18 protein-coding genes are annotated in these 15,556 nt (G+C 63.5%); 8 read left to right on the top strand and 10 right to left on the bottom strand.

All coding sequences use genetic code 11. The annotated features are described in order from the left end of the window. Window positions 1–31: 31 nt before the first annotated feature. Complete coding sequence (locus tag B5525_RS02995) at window positions 32–1,741, top strand: NADH-ubiquinone oxidoreductase-F iron-sulfur binding region domain-containing protein (RefSeq protein ID WP_079564584.1); 1,710 nt, start codon at window positions 32–34, stop codon at window positions 1,739–1,741. Continuing rightward, a complete protein-coding gene (fdhF, locus tag B5525_RS02990; protein ID WP_079564583.1) occupies window positions 1,738–4,503 on the top strand; it encodes a formate dehydrogenase subunit alpha in 2,766 nt (921 codons plus the stop codon). The genes B5525_RS02995 and fdhF overlap by 4 nt, the downstream gene beginning before the upstream one ends. Before the next feature lie 33 nt (window positions 4,504–4,536). Here fdhF and B5525_RS02985 read toward each other — a convergent pair whose 3' ends face one another. The 4 genes from B5525_RS02985 to B5525_RS02975 all read right to left on the bottom strand — a co-directional run bounded on the left by B5525_RS02985 (window position 4,537) and on the right by B5525_RS02975 (window position 6,445). Continuing rightward, window positions 4,537–5,331, bottom strand: coding sequence for a Crp/Fnr family transcriptional regulator (locus B5525_RS02985; RefSeq protein WP_244567816.1), 795 nt, complete (start codon window positions 5,329–5,331; stop codon window positions 4,537–4,539). 270 nt (window positions 5,332–5,601) lie between these two features. Next, on the bottom strand, window positions 5,602–5,745 hold the full coding sequence (locus tag B5525_RS43535; protein WP_154073034.1) for a hypothetical protein: 144 nt from the start codon (window positions 5,743–5,745) through the stop codon (window positions 5,602–5,604). A gap of 62 nt (window positions 5,746–5,807) precedes the next feature. Continuing rightward, complete coding sequence (locus tag B5525_RS02980; RefSeq protein WP_079564582.1) at window positions 5,808–6,254, bottom strand: hypothetical protein; 447 nt, start codon at window positions 6,252–6,254, stop codon at window positions 5,808–5,810. After that, on the bottom strand, window positions 6,251–6,445 hold the full coding sequence (locus B5525_RS02975; protein WP_079564581.1) for a hypothetical protein: 195 nt from the start codon (window positions 6,443–6,445) through the stop codon (window positions 6,251–6,253). Before B5525_RS02975 ends, B5525_RS02980 begins: the two co-directional genes overlap by 4 nt. Before the next feature lie 247 nt (window positions 6,446–6,692). Here B5525_RS02975 and B5525_RS02970 point away from each other — a divergent pair, with 247 nt between their 5' ends. Together B5525_RS02970 and B5525_RS43530 are read left to right on the top strand one after the other, a co-directional pair. Then, window positions 6,693–7,001 (top strand): hypothetical protein, encoded by a 309-nt coding sequence (locus tag B5525_RS02970; RefSeq protein ID WP_079564580.1) that lies wholly within the window; start codon window positions 6,693–6,695, stop codon window positions 6,999–7,001. 65 nt (window positions 7,002–7,066) lie between these two features. Beyond that, window positions 7,067–7,255, top strand: coding sequence for a hypothetical protein (locus B5525_RS43530; RefSeq protein WP_154073033.1), 189 nt, complete (start codon window positions 7,067–7,069; stop codon window positions 7,253–7,255). A gap of 41 nt (window positions 7,256–7,296) precedes the next feature. On the opposite strand, the gene B5525_RS02965 is transcribed toward B5525_RS43530, so the two are convergent. From B5525_RS02965 to B5525_RS02940, 6 genes are all read right to left on the bottom strand, one after another. Beyond that, the gene (locus B5525_RS02965) at window positions 7,297–7,638 is read right to left on the bottom strand and encodes a hypothetical protein (RefSeq protein ID WP_079564579.1); all 342 of its coding nucleotides are present in this window, start codon (window positions 7,636–7,638) and stop codon (window positions 7,297–7,299) included. 54 nt (window positions 7,639–7,692) lie between these two features. Continuing rightward, window positions 7,693–8,670: a 4-hydroxy-tetrahydrodipicolinate synthase gene (gene dapA, locus B5525_RS02960; RefSeq protein WP_079564578.1), complete on the bottom strand. Its 978-nt coding sequence runs from the start codon at window positions 8,668–8,670 to the stop codon at window positions 7,693–7,695. 6 nt (window positions 8,671–8,676) lie between these two features. Then, a complete protein-coding gene (locus B5525_RS02955) occupies window positions 8,677–9,114 on the bottom strand; it encodes a hypothetical protein (RefSeq protein WP_079564577.1) in 438 nt (145 codons plus the stop codon). A 32-nt stretch (window positions 9,115–9,146) separates the two neighbouring features. Next, complete coding sequence (locus B5525_RS02950) at window positions 9,147–9,407, bottom strand: hypothetical protein (protein WP_079564576.1); 261 nt, start codon at window positions 9,405–9,407, stop codon at window positions 9,147–9,149. Between the two features lie 209 nt (window positions 9,408–9,616). Next, window positions 9,617–9,901 (bottom strand): hypothetical protein, encoded by a 285-nt coding sequence (locus tag B5525_RS02945; protein WP_079564575.1) that lies wholly within the window; start codon window positions 9,899–9,901, stop codon window positions 9,617–9,619. A 33-nt stretch (window positions 9,902–9,934) separates the two neighbouring features. Beyond that, on the bottom strand, window positions 9,935–10,402 hold the full coding sequence (locus B5525_RS02940) for a hypothetical protein (RefSeq protein WP_079572863.1): 468 nt from the start codon (window positions 10,400–10,402) through the stop codon (window positions 9,935–9,937). Between the two features lie 468 nt (window positions 10,403–10,870). Here B5525_RS02940 and B5525_RS02930 point away from each other — a divergent pair, with 468 nt between their 5' ends. The 4 genes from B5525_RS02930 to B5525_RS02915 all read left to right on the top strand — a co-directional run bounded on the left by B5525_RS02930 (window position 10,871) and on the right by B5525_RS02915 (window position 15,556). Then, window positions 10,871–10,960, top strand: a complete 90-nt coding sequence (locus tag B5525_RS02930) for a K(+)-transporting ATPase subunit F (RefSeq protein ID WP_016846764.1) — start codon at window positions 10,871–10,873, stop codon at window positions 10,958–10,960. A 48-nt stretch (window positions 10,961–11,008) separates the two neighbouring features. Continuing rightward, the gene (kdpA, locus tag B5525_RS02925) at window positions 11,009–12,712 is read left to right on the top strand and encodes a potassium-transporting ATPase subunit KdpA (RefSeq protein ID WP_079564573.1); all 1,704 of its coding nucleotides are present in this window, start codon (window positions 11,009–11,011) and stop codon (window positions 12,710–12,712) included. A gap of 25 nt (window positions 12,713–12,737) precedes the next feature. Beyond that, window positions 12,738–14,843 carry a potassium-transporting ATPase subunit KdpB gene (gene kdpB, locus B5525_RS02920; protein WP_079564572.1) on the top strand — a complete coding sequence of 702 codons (2,106 nt, stop codon included), beginning with the start codon at window positions 12,738–12,740 and terminating at the stop codon, window positions 14,841–14,843. A 107-nt stretch (window positions 14,844–14,950) separates the two neighbouring features. After that, window positions 14,951–15,556, top strand: coding sequence for a K(+)-transporting ATPase subunit C (locus B5525_RS02915; RefSeq protein WP_079564571.1), 606 nt, complete (start codon window positions 14,951–14,953; stop codon window positions 15,554–15,556).

Raw genomic sequence — 15,556 nt, 5'->3', positions numbered from 1 at the left:
ACCGGGATAAGGCCAGCAACGAGACGTCCCAATGAGTCATGATGTGCAACAGGTCCGCGCGTTCGAACATCCCGGCGAGGGACGCAAGCGGGCCAAATCGACTCCCAAGGGACGCCAGATCGATCCCACCGCGGCCCACGAGATCGAGTTCCTGCTCGGCGACCGGCCACGGCGGCGCGACCTCCTGATCGAGCATCTGCATCTGATCCAGGACAAATATCACCAGATCTCCGCCGCCCATCTCGCCGCCCTCGCCGACGAGATGAAGCTGTCGTTTGCGGAAGTATTCGAGACCGCGACCTTCTACGCGCATTTCGACGTGGTGAAGGAAGGCGAGGCCAATATCCCGCCGCTGACCATTCGGGTCTGCGATTCCCTGACCTGCGCGATGCTCGGCGCGGAAAAGTTGTTGACTGAATTGCAGGACAGTGCCGGCCCCGGCATTCGCGTGGTGCGCGCGCCCTGCGTCGGCCGCTGCGACACCGCGCCCGCGGCCGAGGTCGGCCATCACTTCGTCGACCACGCCAGCGTCCCAGGCGTGCTGGCCGCGGCGAAGGGCGGCGATACCCACGCGCATTTGCCCAACTATGTTGATTACGACGCCTATGTGAAAGGCGGCGGCTACACGCTCTTGAAGCGCCTGCGCTCCGGCGAATTGAAGAAGGAAGATCTGCTGAAAGCGCTCGACGACGCGTCCCTGCGCGGGCTCGGCGGCGCCGGATTTCCGACGGGACGGAAGTGGCGCGCGGTGTTGGGGGAGCCCGGGCCGCGACTGATGGCGATCAATGGTGACGAAGGCGAGCCCGGCACCTTCAAGGATCGCTATTATCTCGAAACCGATCCGCATCGCTTTCTCGAGGGCACGCTGATTGGCGCGCATGTGGTGGAGGCGTCCGATGTCTACATCTACATTCGCGACGAATATCCGGCCTCGCGCGAGATCCTGGACCGTGAAATTGCAAAACTGCCGCCGGGCGGTCCGGTGCTGCATATGCGGCGCGGCGCCGGCGCCTATATCTGCGGCGAGGAATCCTCGCTTCTGGAAAGCATCGAGGGCAAGCGCGGACTGCCGCGGCACAAGCCGCCCTATCCGTTCCAGGTCGGGTTGTTCGGACTGCCGACGCTGATCAACAATATCGAGACGCTGTGGTGGGTGCGCGACATCGTCGAAAAGGGCGCGGGCTGGTGGAACAGCCACGGCCGCAACGAGCGCCACGGCTTGCGCAGCTATTCGGTGTCGGGGCGGGTGAAGAATCCCGGCGTGAAGCTGGCGCCGGCCGGTATCACCGTGCGCGAATTGATCGACGAATTCTGCGGCGGCATGGCTGAAGGCCACACCTTCCATGCCTATCTTCCGGGCGGCGCCTCCGGCGGCATCCTGCCGGCATCGATGGACAACATCCCGCTCGATTTCGGCACGCTGGAGAAATATGGCTGCTTCATCGGCTCCGCCGCTGTCATCATCCTGTCCGAGCAGGACAGCGTGAAGGGCGCCGCATTGAACCTGATGCGTTTCTTCGAGGACGAGAGCTGCGGCCAATGCACGCCCTGCCGGGTCGGCACCCAGAAGGCGGCGCTGTTGATGCAGAAGCCGGTCTGGAACCGCGAATTGCTCGAGGAATTGAGCCAGGCGATGCGCGACGCCTCGATCTGCGGCCTCGGCCAGGCGGCCTCAAATCCGCTGACGTCAGTGATTAAATATTTCCCGGATGAGTTCCTGCCGAAAGAGGCCGCGGAATGACCAAGATCCAGTTCGAACTCGACGGCAAGCAGGTCGAAGCCGTCAACGGCGAGACCATCTGGCAAGTCGCAAAGCGCCAGGGCCAGGAAATCCCGCATCTGTGCTATTTGCCCGAACCCGATTACCGGCCCGACGGCAATTGCCGCGCCTGCATGGTCGAGATCGAAGGCGAGCGCGTGCTGGCGGCCTCCTGCAAGCGCACGCCGAACGTCGGCATGAAGGTGAAATCCGCGAGCCCGCGCGCGGTGGCGGCGCAAAAGATGGTGATGGAGCTTCTGGTCGCCGATCAGCCGGCGCGCGAGACCTCGCACGATCCGGATTCGAAATTCTGGCACTGGGCCGAAAAGGTCGAGGTAACCGAAAGCCGTTTCCCGGCCGCCGAGCGCTGGGATGGCGACGCCAGCCATCCGGCGATGCGGGTCAATCTCGATTCCTGCATCCAGTGCGGCCTGTGCGTGCGCGCCTGCCGTGAGGTTCAGGTCAACGACGTGATCGGCATGGCCTATCGCAGCCACGAATCCAAGATCGTGTTCGATTTCGACGATCCGATGGGGGAATCGACCTGCGTGGCCTGTGGCGAATGCGTGCAGGCCTGCCCGACCGGCGCGCTGATGCCGGCGGTGATGCTGGACGAGAACCAGACCCGCGTCACGTATGCCGACCGGAAGGTCGACTCGCTGTGTCCGTATTGCGGCGTCGGATGCCAGGTCACTTATCAGGTCAAGGACGAGAAAGTCATCTACGCGGAGGGCCGCGACGGCCCGGCCAATCACAACCGGCTCTGCGTCAAGGGCCGCTTCGGCTTCGACTACATCCATCACCCCAATCGCCTGACTAAACCGCTGGTGCGGCTGCCGAACGTGAAGAAGGACGCCAACGACCAGGTCGATCCCGCCAATCCGTTCACGCATTTCCGCGAGGCGTCTTGGGAAGAGGCGCTCGATATCGCGGCCAAGGGGCTTGTGAAAATCCGCGACACCAAGGGCGTAAAAGCGCTGGCCGGCTTCGGCTCCGCCAAAGGCTCGAACGAGGAGGCCTACCTGTTCCAGAAGCTGGTGCGCACCGGCTTCGGCTCCAACAATGTCGATCACTGCACCCGGCTGTGCCATGCCTCCTCAGTCGCAGCATTGATGGAAGGCCTCAATTCCGGCGCGGTGTCGGCGCCGTTCTCAGCCGCCCTGGACGCCGAAGTCATCATCGTGATCGGCGCCAATCCGACCGTGAACCACCCGGTCGCCGCGACCTTCATCAAGAACGCGGCCAAGAAGGGCGCCAAGCTGATCGTGATGGATCCGCGCCGGCAGGCGCTGTCGCGCCATGCCTACACGCATCTGGCGTTCAAGGCCGGCAGCGACGTCGCGATGCTGAACGCGATGATCAACACCATCATCAGCGAGGGCCTCACCGACGAGCAATATATCGCCGGCTATACCGAGGGTTTTGAGGATCTCAAGGCGCGCACCGGGGATTTCACCCCGGAGAAGATGGAGCCGATCTGCGGCATCCCGGCGGAAACCATCCGCGAAGTGGCGCGGATGTATGCGCGCGCCAAATCCTCGATCATCTTCTGGGGCATGGGCATCAGCCAGCATGTTCACGGCACCGACAATGCGCGCTGCCTGATCGCGCTCGCGCTCATCACCGGCCAGGTCGGCCGCCCCGGCACGGGCCTGCATCCGCTGCGCGGCCAGAACAACGTGCAGGGCGCGTCCGACGCGGGGCTAATTCCGATGTTCCTGCCGGACTACCAGCCGGTCGGGCGCACCGATCTGCGCGAACCCTTCGAAAAGCTCTGGCACCAGGACCTCGATCCCGTGCGCGGCCTGACCGTGGTCGAGATCATGAACGCGATCCATGCCGGCGACATCACGGGCATGTATATCGAGGGCGAAAATCCCGCGATGTCGGACCCCGATCTGCAGCACGCCCGCGAGGCGCTGGCGAAACTCGAGCATCTCGTGGTGCAGGACCTGTTCGTCACCGAAACCGCGTTCCATGCCGACGTGATCCTGCCGGCCTCGGCGTTCGCGGAAAAGTCCGGCACGTTCACGAATACCGATCGCCGCGTGCAGCTGGCGCGCGAAGTGATAAAACCGCCCGGCGACGCAAAGCAGGATCTCTGGATCATCCAGGAGATCGCCAGGCGGATGGGGCTGCCCTGGAATTACGGCGGGCCGGCCGACGTCTTCACCGAGATGACCGAGGTGATGCCGTCCTTGAAGAACATCACCTGGGAGCGGCTGGTGCGCGAGGGCGCGGTGACCTATCCGGTCGACGATCCCGACAAACCCGGCAACGAGATCATCTTCACCACGGGGTTTCCGACCGAGAGCGGCCGCGGCAAGATCGTGCCGGCGCGCGTGCTGCCGCCGGATGAAGTGCCCGACGACGAATACCCGATGGTGCTCTCCACCGGCCGCGTGCTCGAACACTGGCACACCGGTTCGATGACGCGGCGCTCCAGCGTGCTCGACCAGATCGAGCCGGAGGCGGTGGCGTTCATGTCGCCCAAGGACATGCGACGCCTCAAGGTCTGGCCCGGCGATTTGATCCGGCTGGAAACCCGGCGCGGCGCCGTCGAGGTCAAGGTGCGCTCCGATCGCGACGTGCCGGAGAACATGGTGTTCATGCCGTTCTGCTACGCGGAAGCCGCCGCCAACCTGTTGACCAATCCGGCGCTCGATCCGTTCGGCAAGATTCCGGAATTCAAGTTCTGCGCGGTCAGGGCCGAAAAGGCCGAAATGCGGACTGCGGCGGAATAGCTTCGCGCGTACCCGGCGCTTGTATGCCGAGGCTCAGTTCGAGCCGCTCGCAGCCGCGGCCTGCTGCAAGGCCTTGTTTTGCGCGACAATCCCTTCGAGCCGCGCAATATTTTCCAGCAGACGCTGGCTGGTCAGGATCAGGAAGTAATAGCCGAATTGCGGGTTCTGAAAGTAGATTTCGAGCAGCTTTTCGTAAGCGATAGTCAGCACATGACCATCCTCGATGCATTCGATCGTCGCGGTTCGTCGGTTATCGGGCGTCAGAAAACCAAATTCGCCCATCAGTTGGCCCGGTGGAAGTTCGACGCTAATTTCCTTCACCAGGAATTTTCCGGTGACGGTCAGCAGCATCTCGTGGGCGGCATCGTCCTTTTTGAACAGAACATCGCCCTTGCGATATTTGCGCTCGGTCATGAACGGCTTGAGCCATTCCAGCGACGTATCGCCCTGCGTTGCGCTGCGCGCCTTCTTGATGAGGACGAGCATTTGACGGAGGCGATACGCATTGATGGGAACCATCAGCAGATACAACAGGAAGGTCGTGATGGCTCCCGTGAGCGCGCCGAAGACGGCGAAGAATGCGCAACCGATCATGTTCGCGACGCGCAGCGGCACCATGGTCTGTGTCAGCAAGGTGGCGACAAAGAAGACGGCGCCGACCAGGGCAAACATGTTGGCGAGCGTGATATTGGCGAGCAAAATCTCCAGAAGGCGATTAAACAACGCGTCGTATGTGATGTTGTTGGGGTCGAGGCCCATTTGGACCAGAATCTTTGCGACTCTGAGATTATCCGCCGCCGTGTCGAGAATCCGATCCAGCGTCGTCACAGGTCTGCACCGCCAGGCTTCATCGTATCCCCCAAGTATCTCCGCGCGACGCAAGCGCAGCTTGCCTCCTTGGCAGGCAAAGCGAGCCTTCGCAACCGTTAAATCACCGCGTCGCCCCGAAGTATAAAGGTATCAACCGGGGCGCGTCACCATCGGAATTCCGTTGGGAAGCCGCCCGCGCTTGATAGTCGACATAAAAAATGCACGCAAAGCCTGGGCGGCGGTGCCGCCCCCAGGCCCGGTGGAGACGCGCGTAACAGCCGCCTTGCGTCAATGATGGATAAAGCGCGGCAGATAGATCGCGATCTTCAGCGCCATGATGGCGGCGACAGCGGTCCCCGCCGCCAGGATTATCAGGACGCCGGCAAGAAAGCGCTTGTTCGCCGCCAGATGCCCTTCGCGCCGCCCGGACATGGGCGTGCCGATGAATGGGCAGCGCGTTCGAACGGGCCGCGCGTGTGCGTCAGCATCGTCATTCAGCAATCCTTCGTCGATCGCCTGATCGCTCCCGTCATCTTGCCGATGAGGGCGGTGAGTTGCGCACGCGGATGCCTCGCAAAGGCGATCAGCGATGCAAGCTTCACGACCAGGGGATTGCCCTGGTTTTCCAGATCGAGTTCGAATCGCTCGGACAGATAGACGGTTGCGCAGCCAGCGGCCCCGCTATGCTTTCTTGCAAAGGACAGGGCGGAGCTCTCGCGCAGGAAGATACCGCCGATCCGCCCATTGACGTCGCGGGCGACCCAAAAGCCCTCCTTGTTGCGGCCGATGAAGAATGCCGGGATCGCCTCGCTGACGATGTCGGGATCGAGCGGCCGAAACGGCGCGGTGACGGTTGCGCCTTCTCGTGCGACCGCGGCGGTCGAACGTCCGGACGCCTGCCGTGGCGACATATCTGGGCATTTCAGCTGCACGGCGGTCATGACGGGGCTTTCGATGGCGATGTCGCGTCGGCGGCTTTGCGCGGGCGAGCCAGCTCGGCCTCGGCTGCGGCCTGTCGCATCTGGTTGGAGACAAAGCGATCCAGCATCTCGCGGTAAGCGGCGAGCGCGGCGTCGAGCTGTTTGCGGGCTTGCTCTTTCCGATGAGCGGCATTGAAGGTGATCGCGGCCATGGCGGCCTCCTGACGATTCTAACGGCCATGATGTGCCGACGAGGCCATAGGAATGCGAGACGGCGCGGCATTGCTTCTCATAGGAGAGATATAAAAGCCGGTGAGTGAAAGTCGCGCCGCTGCCGCCACTTGGAGCATTTATGCCGCGCCTATGAGACAGAGCGGCGGGCCGCCTCGATTTCCTACGCGGCCATCCGCATCTTCGTGACCCAATGCCCCTAATCCGGGCCGACGGTGGAGTTCGAAGATGTCTCACTATCCGACCAACGACGACAAATTCCGGGATCTGCTCTACGGCGACGATTACCGGGACTATCTGATGGCCCGGAGCCGATCGGCAGACGGCTACCGGTTCGGCCGGACGCCGGGAAAGCGCGCGCGCGTCCACGCGCGCAACGCCTTGCGGCACGTCACCGGCTATTTCAGGACTATGATCGAGGCGATCGCCAATTCGAAACTGCGCCGCATGGAGCGCGAACTCGAGCTTCGCGGGATCCGCTTCGACCGATCGAGCGAGAGCTGGGTGACCGGCAAGTCCCACCCCGCCGAGCGCTAACCCTGAAAGAACAGGCCGGCCGGCCCGCCCTTTCGGTTTCACTTCCTGTCAGCGTGAGGCGTCATATGTCGCGAACCGCATCCCTCCTGGTTTCCAGCTTGCGCAAAATCGTCAGCTCCGTGCTGACGTTTCTCGGTCCGTCCTGGGACGGGCCGCGCAGGGCCTACCAGCCTCACCGGTACTACATGCGCGGCCCCGGACCGAAATGGCGTGAAAAGCACCTTCTTGATCGCACGCCCGCCAGCGGCACCTGAATTCGCGCTGCGATTCCAGACGTGCTTCGGTTCCGCTGGAGTTACGGGTTACCCGGCAAGGAAAGCCCTCTCCACAATCGGCTATCGCGCCTGAAAGGCTCGGTGACCGGAGATGTCTTCGTTTGGTCGGCTTCAAGGGCTCCTGCGAAGGCGCGCTTGAGGCGACCATCGTCAATTCGCGCAAGGTATTGGTGCAACAACGTGGCCGTAAGTTCATTCGGCTGCAGAATGGCGGCGCAAACCTCCGCACTGGTGCGGCGAAAAAAGCCAAAATCCGGCTTGCCGTCGCGCTCGGGACCAAGCCTGTCGATCTCGCTCGCAATAGCCATGATGGCCAATCTGTCGGCATTATCCAGTGTCACGGCGAAGCGCAGTATCGCCAATTGCCAGGCGCGCAGGGGTCCTGGCGCGCCATTCGTTTCCGGGAACGCTTGAACTCATTCAAAACGCCTATACGACGAAGCGGCAGCTTCTGTGAGAAGGCGGCCGTGCCAGTTCTCGACCGGACAGGCGATATCCTCGTCGCCGATCGCGGCGATCGCGCTTGCGACCTCGGCCTTATCCGCATCGGCCAGTTCGACGATCGGCAGCCGGGTGGCGGGCGACATGAAGCCGAGCAGGCACAGCGCGTATTTCAGCGCGGCGGGGCTTTCCCTGGCGAGCGCAGCCGTCAGCGGTTCCAGCCGGCTCTGCAAATATCGCGCCGACTGCAATCGGCCCTGCCGGCAGTTGGAGAGGATCGCCTGGCACAGATCCGGCGCGACATTCGATACCATCGAAATGCAGCCGTCCCCGCCATTGGCGATGAAGGCGAGCGCGGTTACGTCCTCGCCGGAGAGCAGCCGAAACCCCGGCGGCAGATTTGGCCTCAGGCGCAAGGGGCGGGTGATATCGCCGCTCGCATCCCGCAATCCGATGAACTGCGCGGATTTGGCCAGCCGCGCCAACGTGTCGTCGGAGAGTTCGCGGATGGTCCGGGAGGGAACGTCGTGCAGGATGATGGGCAGCGAGGTCGAGACCGCGATCGCCCGGAAATGCGCGTAGATGCCGGCTTGCATCGGGTTGTTGTAATAGGGCACTACCGAGAGCACCGCATCGGCGCCGGCGGCCTCGGCGCGCCGCGTCAGCTCGATGGCCTGGCTGGTTGAATTCGATCCGGCGCCGACAATGATGCGGACACGGCCGCGCGCGATCTCGACGGCGGCGCGCACGATGGCCTCGTGCTCGGCCGGCGTCAGCGTGGAGGCTTCGCCGGCGGTTTCGCCGACGACGATCGTCGAGACGCCGGCTTCGATCTGGCGCTCGCAAAGCCGTGCGAATGCCGCCAGATCGAGATTGTCCGCTTCATCGAAAGGCGTGGGCAGGTCGGGGATATAGCCCGAAAGCCAAAGGGCGGGATGTGCGGGGTGGGTCATCGGCGTTCACGCTGCGATTTCCATCTGGGTGAAGCCCTGCCGGTAGGCCGAGAGCACGAGGCCCTGCTGGCACCGCACGCCGGCTTCGATCCGGAAGCCCATCTGTTCCAGCCGGGTGCGGACCTTCAGGCAGACTCCGCTTTCGCGGGAATCGATCAGGACGGCGATTGCCGCGCTTCGGCTGAGGAATTGCGAGATCTGCGCCAGGGCTGCTTCAATGGCGGCAAGCGAGTTTTGCCCCGTGATCAGGCCGACGGCGTGTTGCTGCTTGGGGATGCGGCAGGTCGCGGTGGTGGCCACGCGTACGAACCCGCGCCGCCGCAGCGCCAGATAGAGTTCCATGCTGTCATGGCCGGCGACGATGGCGCGATGCAGGCTGGAAAGGCGGGTGAGGCCGATCATGGTATCGATGACCTGTTCCCGGTTGGAGGCGGAATGACCCATCTGGCCCTCCTGAATGACGGACGCTCGATGTATCACGCGACGCGCCGGTTGCCGGCGGCGGGGGAGGCGAGTTTGTCGCCCATGTCGAGTTCGATCTCGCGCGACAGTTCGACGATGGTTTCGGGGCGATGGCCGTTCTCGAACAGCGCATATTTGATGGCCTGGGCGCGGTTGACGAACAGGCCGCCATAGAGACCGCTTTGTTCCTGGGCGACCCAGTTGCCCCGGCTGTTCTTGCCGATGAAGACGATTGCAGATGGCGAGCTACACGAGGGAGGTTCGACGAGCTTCACGTTAGTCATCCTTCTATTGGCGAGTAGCGCGTGTTTTCCGGCGCCGCGGATTCATCCGTCGCTGTGTCTTCGTGTGCGAATGTTCGGATGGTTTTGCGCGGTGGGGGGCGCCCTTACTCATGCGCCCAATATCTTCGGCTGCGGATATGAATTCGAGGGCGCCAGGGCAGCGATCTCATAAGCGCCGTATAAGATCGGGCGAAACTGTCTCAGGCCGGGACGGAATGAGTGAAGCTGCTGACCAGGGCGAACACGGCCGCATAGGCCACCGTTTCATCCCAGTGGTTGAGCGCGGCGCCGAATGGTGGCTCGCGCCTCATGGTGCCGACGACGGCGCACAGGACGATCGACATCCACAAGAGCGCGCCAAGGCCCCGGGCGAAGCCGATGCTGGCGAAGGCGGCAAAGGCGAGCAGGATGCTCATTCGCACGAAGAAGCGGATGAGCACCTGGGCCGGTCGCAGTTCGCGCGATAGATTCGGAAGCTGGGCCACAACACAAAACTCCGGCGTCGGATGGTTCGCGGGTCAGCCGAAATTGTCGCAGCAGACTGGCTCGCGGAGCGGGTTGGCGTCGCGCGATACGGCGGGAACGCTCGGGCGGCTCGAAGGTGCGGCGATGCGCTGGGCCTCGACGAACGCGCCCAGCATCGCCAGCGCCAGATCGGCGTGGCGAACCTCGATCGACCGGTCGAGCCAGTCGGGAAGCTCGCGCTCGCGCGACAGAGCGCAATACCATTCGCCCTCGTCATAGGCGATGCGGCGAAGTTGCCACAGCGGCAGTTCCAGATCGATCAGCGCCAGCGCGGCATCGGTCCAGGCTTCGGAGGCGATCAGCCGTTCGATTCTCGCGGTTTTTTCGCTCTGTCCCATCGACGGAAAATGCCGGCACGCCGCCGCGACAATTTCCGACATCAGCCCGGGCGTCACGGCATGCGCGTCGCGCAGCCGGTCGCTGAGCACGAGGGGATCACGATGTTCTCTGACGAGGCGCATGGTCGATCTCGCATGGGATGCGGCGGCTTGCAGCGGCCGCTCTTGCAAGATGGCCAAAGCGCCATTTGAAAACGAGGTGGGGCGAGGGCCCGAGAAATAAAGATATCATAAAGACGTCAAGGCACCCCGCCGGGCGGTCCGGACGCCGCGCCACGCCGTCCGGCGAACCTAACGCCGGCGGGCATTTATGAAATTCCTATAAGATTTGTTGCCCGTCCGCCTCGAAAACCTATGCGCCGGGTGGCACTTCACCCCCACTGATACGGGTAAGGCCAGGATCGCGCGTTCGATCCTCCGATTGATCCATCGCAAGCCGCCTTCCCCAGAACGCGCACAGGCTGCGCATCGAACAAGCGCGACAAGGAGCTTTGTCATGTGGGACGTCGTCATGCTGGCCCTCGGCTTTGGGCTCTTCGTATTGGGCATAGGCTACGCCTACGCCTGCGAACGGCTTTAGGGAGAGATACCATGATCTTCGATTATTCGCTCGCCGGTCTCGTCTCGTTGGGCCTGCTGTTTTATTTGACCTACGCCCTGCTGCGGCCCGAGCGGTTCTGACCGCGCCCGCGCAACCGAACCCTGCGTAACTCCTAAAGGCACACCACCATGACCGCCATTGGCTGGATTCAAATCATTCTGTTCTGCGCCATCATCGTCGCGCTGGCCAAGCCGCTTGGCTTCTACATGACGCGCGTCTTCAACGGCGAGCGCACCTTCCTGTCGCCGGTCCTGCGGCCGGTCGAGGCAGGGCTATACTGGGTCGGCGGTGTCGACGAGAGACGCGAGCAGCATTGGCTGACCTATACGGTCGCCATGCTGCTGTTCCATGTCGGCGGCTTCCTCATCATCTATGGCCTTATGCGGCTGCAGGCCTTGCTGCCGTTCAATCCGGCGGAGCAATCGGCGGTCGCCGAAGACCTGTCCTTCAACACCGCAATCAGCTTCATCACCAACACCAACTGGCAGAACTACGGCGGCGAGAGCACGCTGTCCTATTTGGTGCAGATGGTGGGCTTGACGCACCAGAACTTCCTGTCGGCGGCGACCGGCATCGCACTCGCGGTGGCCCTGATCCGCGGCTTTTCCCGCTCCTCGATGCGCACTATCGGCAATTTCTGGGTCGACGTGACCCGCTGCACGCTCTATGTGCTGCTGCCGATCTGCGTCGTCTATACGCTGTTCCTGGTCTGGCAGGGCATTCCGCAGACGCTCGGCGCCTACGTTGACGCCACCACGCTGGAGGGTGCCAAGCAGACCATCGCCGTCGGCCCGGTGGCCTCGCAGATTGCGATAAAAATGCTCGGCACCAATGGCGGCGGCTTCTTCAACGCCAACGCCGCGCACCCGTTCGAGAACCCGACCGCGCTGTCTAACTTCGTGCAAATGATCTCGATCTTCGCGATCGGCGCCGCGCTCACCAATGTGTTCGGCCGCATGGTCGGCAACCAGAAGCAGGGCTGGGCGATCCTTGGCGTGATGGGCGTGCTGTTCATTGCGGGCGTCGCCGTCGCCTATTGGGCGGAAGCGGGCGGCACCACCGCGATGCATGCGCTCGGGCTTTCCGGCGGTAACATGGAAGGCAAGGAAGTCCGCTTCGGCATCGTCGCCTCCTCGCTGTTCGCCGTCATCACCACCGCCGCCTCCTGCGGCGCCGTCAACGCCATGCATGACAGCTTCACCGCGCTCGGCGGCATGATCCCGCTGATCAACATGCAGCTCGGCGAGATCATCGTCGGCGGCGTCGGCGCCGGCCTCTACGGCATGCTGATTTTCGTCGTCATCTCGATCTTCGTCGCCGGCCTGATGGTCGGCCGCACGCCGGAATATGTCGGCAAGAAGATCGAGGCGCGCGAGGTCAAGATGGCGATGCTCGCGATCCTGGTGCTGCCGCTGATGTATCTGGGCTGGACCGCGGTCGCCGTGGTGTTTCCGCCGGCCGTCGCCTCGATGGCCAACGCCGGCCCGCACGGCTTCACCGAGGTGCTCTATGCCTACACCTCGTCGACCGGCAACAACGGCTCGGCCTTCGCGGGCCTCACCGGCAACACTTTCTTCTACAACCTGACGCTCGCCAGCGCGATGTTCGTCGGCCGCTTCTTCATGATCGTGCCGGCAATGGCCATGGCCGGCTCGCTGGCCGGCAAGAAGTCGATCCCGCCGTCCGCCGGTACCTTGCCGACGACGGGCGGCCTGTTCGTGGGCCTCGTGGTCGGCGTGATCCTGATCATCGGCGGTCTCACCTTCTTCCCGGCGCTGGCGCTTGGGCCGATCGTCGAGCACCTCGCGTCGCTCTCCAATACCCTGTTCTGATCGAACTCATTTCGGAGTTACGTCCATGGAAGTCGTCAAAATGAACAAGCGAACCGTTTCGGCGATGCTCGATCCGAAGATCGTGCTGCCCGCGGTCGGCTCGGCGGTGGCAAAGCTCGATCCGCGGCTGATGATCAAGAGCCCCGTGATGTTCGTGGTCGAGGTCGTGGCCGCTTTGACCACGGTGATCTTTATCCGCGACCTGGTGACGGGTGGCGCCAATCTCGGCTTCACCTTCCAGATCATCCTGTGGCTGTGGTTCACGGTGCTGTTTGCGAATTTCGCCGAAGCCGTCGCCGAAGGTCGCGGTAAGGCGCAGGCCGAGTCGCTGCGCAAGACCCGCACCGAGAGCCAGGCCAAGCTGCTCTCCGGTTCCGACAAGACCTATCGTCTGGTCCCCGGCACCAGCCTCAAGGTCGGCGATATCGTGCTGGTCGAAGCCGGCGACAACATCCCTTCCGATGGCGAAGTGATCGAGGGCGTGGCTTCCGTGAACGAAGCCGCGATAACAGGTGAATCCGCGCCCGTGATCCGCGAATCCGGCGGCGACCGCTCGGCGGTCACCGGCGGCACGCAAGTTTTGTCCGACTGGATCCGCGTCCGTATCACCGCGGCGCAGGGCTCGACCTTCATCGACCGCATGATCAAGCTGGTCGAGGGCGCCGAGCGGCAGAAGACGCCGAACGAGATCGCGCTCAACATCCTGCTCGCCGGCCTCACCATCATCTTCGTGTTCGCGACCGTGACGATCCCGAGCTATGCGACCTATGCCGGCGGTTCGATTTCGGTGGTGATCCTGGTGGCGCTGTTCGTCACGTTGATCCCGACCACGATCGGCGCGCTGTTGTCGGCGATCGGCATCGCCGGCATGGACCGGCTGGTGCGTTTCAACGTACTGGCGATGTCCGGCCGCGCGGTCGAGGCCGCCGGCGACGTCGATACGCTGTTGCTCGACAAGACCGGCACCATCACGCTCGGCAACCGGCAGGCCACCGCGTTTCGGCCCGTGCGCGGCGTCACCGAGCAGGAACTGGCGGATTCGGCGCAGCTGGCCTCGCTTGCCGACGAGACCCCGGAAGGGCGCTCGATCGTCGTGCTGGCCAAGGAAAAATACGGCCTCCGCGCCCGCGACATGGCGGAGCTGGCGGCAACCTTCATTCCCTTCACCGCGCAAACCCGCATGAGCGGCGTCGACGCCGGTTCGTCGTCGGTCCGCAAGGGCGCGGTCGATGCGATCCTCAACTACGTCGGCGGCGGCACCCACGCCGTGGCGTCGGGCAATACGGTTCGGCTGCAATCCCCGGCGATGTCGGAAGTCGCCCGCGAGATCCAGGCCATCTCGGACGAAATCGCCAAGGCCGGCGGCACACCGCTGGCGGTCGCCAGGGACGGCCGTCTGCTCGGCGTCGTGCAGCTCAAGGATATCGTCAAGGGCGGCATCCGCGAGCGCTTCGCCGAACTGCGCCGCATGGGCATCCGCACCGTGATGATCACTGGCGATAATCCGATGACGGCCGCGGCGATCGCCGCCGAAGCCGGCGTGGATGATTTTCTGGCGCAGGCTACGCCCGAGGACAAACTAAAGCTGATCCGCGACGAGCAGGCCAAGGGCAAGCTGGTGGCGATGTGCGGCGACGGCACCAACGACGCGCCGGCGCTCGCGCAGGCCGACGTCGGTGTCGCCATGAACACGGGCACGCAGGCCGCGCGCGAAGCCGGCAACATGGTCGATCTCGACTCCAACCCCACCAAGCTGATCGAGGTGGTGGAAATCGGCAAGCAGCTGCTGATGACCCGCGGCGCGCTGACCACGTTCTCGATCGCCAACGACGTCGCCAAGTATTTCGCCATCATTCCGGCGATGTTCCTGGCGTTCTACCCGCAGCTCGCCGTGCTCAACGTCATGCATCTGGCGAGCCCGCAGAGCGCCATCCTGTCGGCGATCATCTTCAACGCGCTGATCATCATCGCGCTGATTCCGCTGGCCCTGAAGGGCGTGGCCTATCGCGCCATCGGTGCCGGCGCGTTGCTGCAGCGTAACCTGATGATCTACGGCGTCGGCGGCATCATCATTCCCTTTATCGGCATCAAGGCGATCGACCTCGTCGTCACCGCCTTGCACCTGGCCTAACCTTAATCGTCATTGCGAGGAGCGAAGCGACGAAGCAATCCACATTTTCCTTGCTGCCATGGATTGCTTCGCTTCGCTCGCAAGGACGGAAAAACCGGAGACCTGTCATGTTGAAAGAAATTCGCCCCGCCATCCTGATCCTGGTGCTGTTGACCGCGATCACCGGGCTTGCCTATCCGCTCGCGATGACCGCGATCGCCGGCGTGATCTTCCCGAAGCAGGCGCAGGGCAGCCTGATCGAGCGGGACGGCAAGGTGGTCGGCTCTGCCCTGATCGGGCAGGAATTCAAGGACGACAAATACTTCCATGGCCGGCCCTCTGCGACCACGGCGCCGGACCCGGCCGATTCCACCAAGACCGTTCCCGCACCCTACAATGCGGCCAATTCGGGCGGCTCCAACCTCGGCCCGACCAGCAAGGCGCTGGACGACCGGGTCAAGGAAGACGTCGAGAAGCTGAAGGCCGAGAATCCCAAGGCGGACGTTCCGATCGATCTCGTCACCACTTCGGCGAGCGGCCTCGATCCCGATATCTCGCCGGATGCGGCGCTGTTCCAGGTGCCGCGCGTTGCCAAAGCGCGCAATATGCCGGAGGATCGCGTCCGCGCCTTGGTTAACGAAAACACCCAGGGCCGCCTTGCCGGATTGCTCGGCGAACCCCGGGTCAACGTGTTGGCGCTGAACCTGGCGCTGGACGCTGCGGCTTCCAAGTGA

The sequence above is a fragment of the Bradyrhizobium erythrophlei genome (genome assembly GCF_900129505.1).
Taxonomy (GTDB): Bacteria; Pseudomonadota; Alphaproteobacteria; order Rhizobiales; family Xanthobacteraceae; genus Bradyrhizobium; species Bradyrhizobium erythrophlei_D.
This window is presented reverse-complemented; position numbering and strand designations above follow the sequence as displayed.

Bases quoted from the DNA above. Each gene is read 5' to 3' on its own strand.
- B5525_RS02995 (WP_079564584.1), top strand. From the start codon at position 32: ATGAGTCATGATGTGCAACAGGTCCGCGCGTTCGAACATCCCGGCGAG.
- fdhF (WP_079564583.1), top strand. From the start codon at position 1,738: ATGACCAAGATCCAGTTCGAACTCGACGGCAAGCAGGTCGAAGCCGTC.
- B5525_RS43535 (WP_154073034.1), bottom strand. From the start codon at position 5,745: ATGTCCGGGCGGCGCGAAGGGCATCTGGCGGCGAACAAGCGCTTTCTT.
- B5525_RS02980 (WP_079564582.1), bottom strand. From the start codon at position 6,254: ATGACCGCCGTGCAGCTGAAATGCCCAGATATGTCGCCACGGCAGGCG.
- B5525_RS02975 (WP_079564581.1), bottom strand. From the start codon at position 6,445: ATGGCCGCGATCACCTTCAATGCCGCTCATCGGAAAGAGCAAGCCCGC.
- B5525_RS02970 (WP_079564580.1), top strand. From the start codon at position 6,693: ATGTCTCACTATCCGACCAACGACGACAAATTCCGGGATCTGCTCTAC.
- B5525_RS43530 (WP_154073033.1), top strand. From the start codon at position 7,067: ATGTCGCGAACCGCATCCCTCCTGGTTTCCAGCTTGCGCAAAATCGTC.
- dapA (WP_079564578.1), bottom strand. From the start codon at position 8,670: ATGACCCACCCCGCACATCCCGCCCTTTGGCTTTCGGGCTATATCCCC.
- B5525_RS02955 (WP_079564577.1), bottom strand. From the start codon at position 9,114: ATGGGTCATTCCGCCTCCAACCGGGAACAGGTCATCGATACCATGATC.
- B5525_RS02940 (WP_079572863.1), bottom strand. From the start codon at position 10,402: ATGCGCCTCGTCAGAGAACATCGTGATCCCCTCGTGCTCAGCGACCGG.
- B5525_RS02930 (WP_016846764.1), top strand. From the start codon at position 10,871: ATGATCTTCGATTATTCGCTCGCCGGTCTCGTCTCGTTGGGCCTGCTG.
- kdpA (WP_079564573.1), top strand. From the start codon at position 11,009: ATGACCGCCATTGGCTGGATTCAAATCATTCTGTTCTGCGCCATCATC.
- kdpB (WP_079564572.1), top strand. From the start codon at position 12,738: ATGGAAGTCGTCAAAATGAACAAGCGAACCGTTTCGGCGATGCTCGAT.
- B5525_RS02915 (WP_079564571.1), top strand. From the start codon at position 14,951: ATGTTGAAAGAAATTCGCCCCGCCATCCTGATCCTGGTGCTGTTGACC.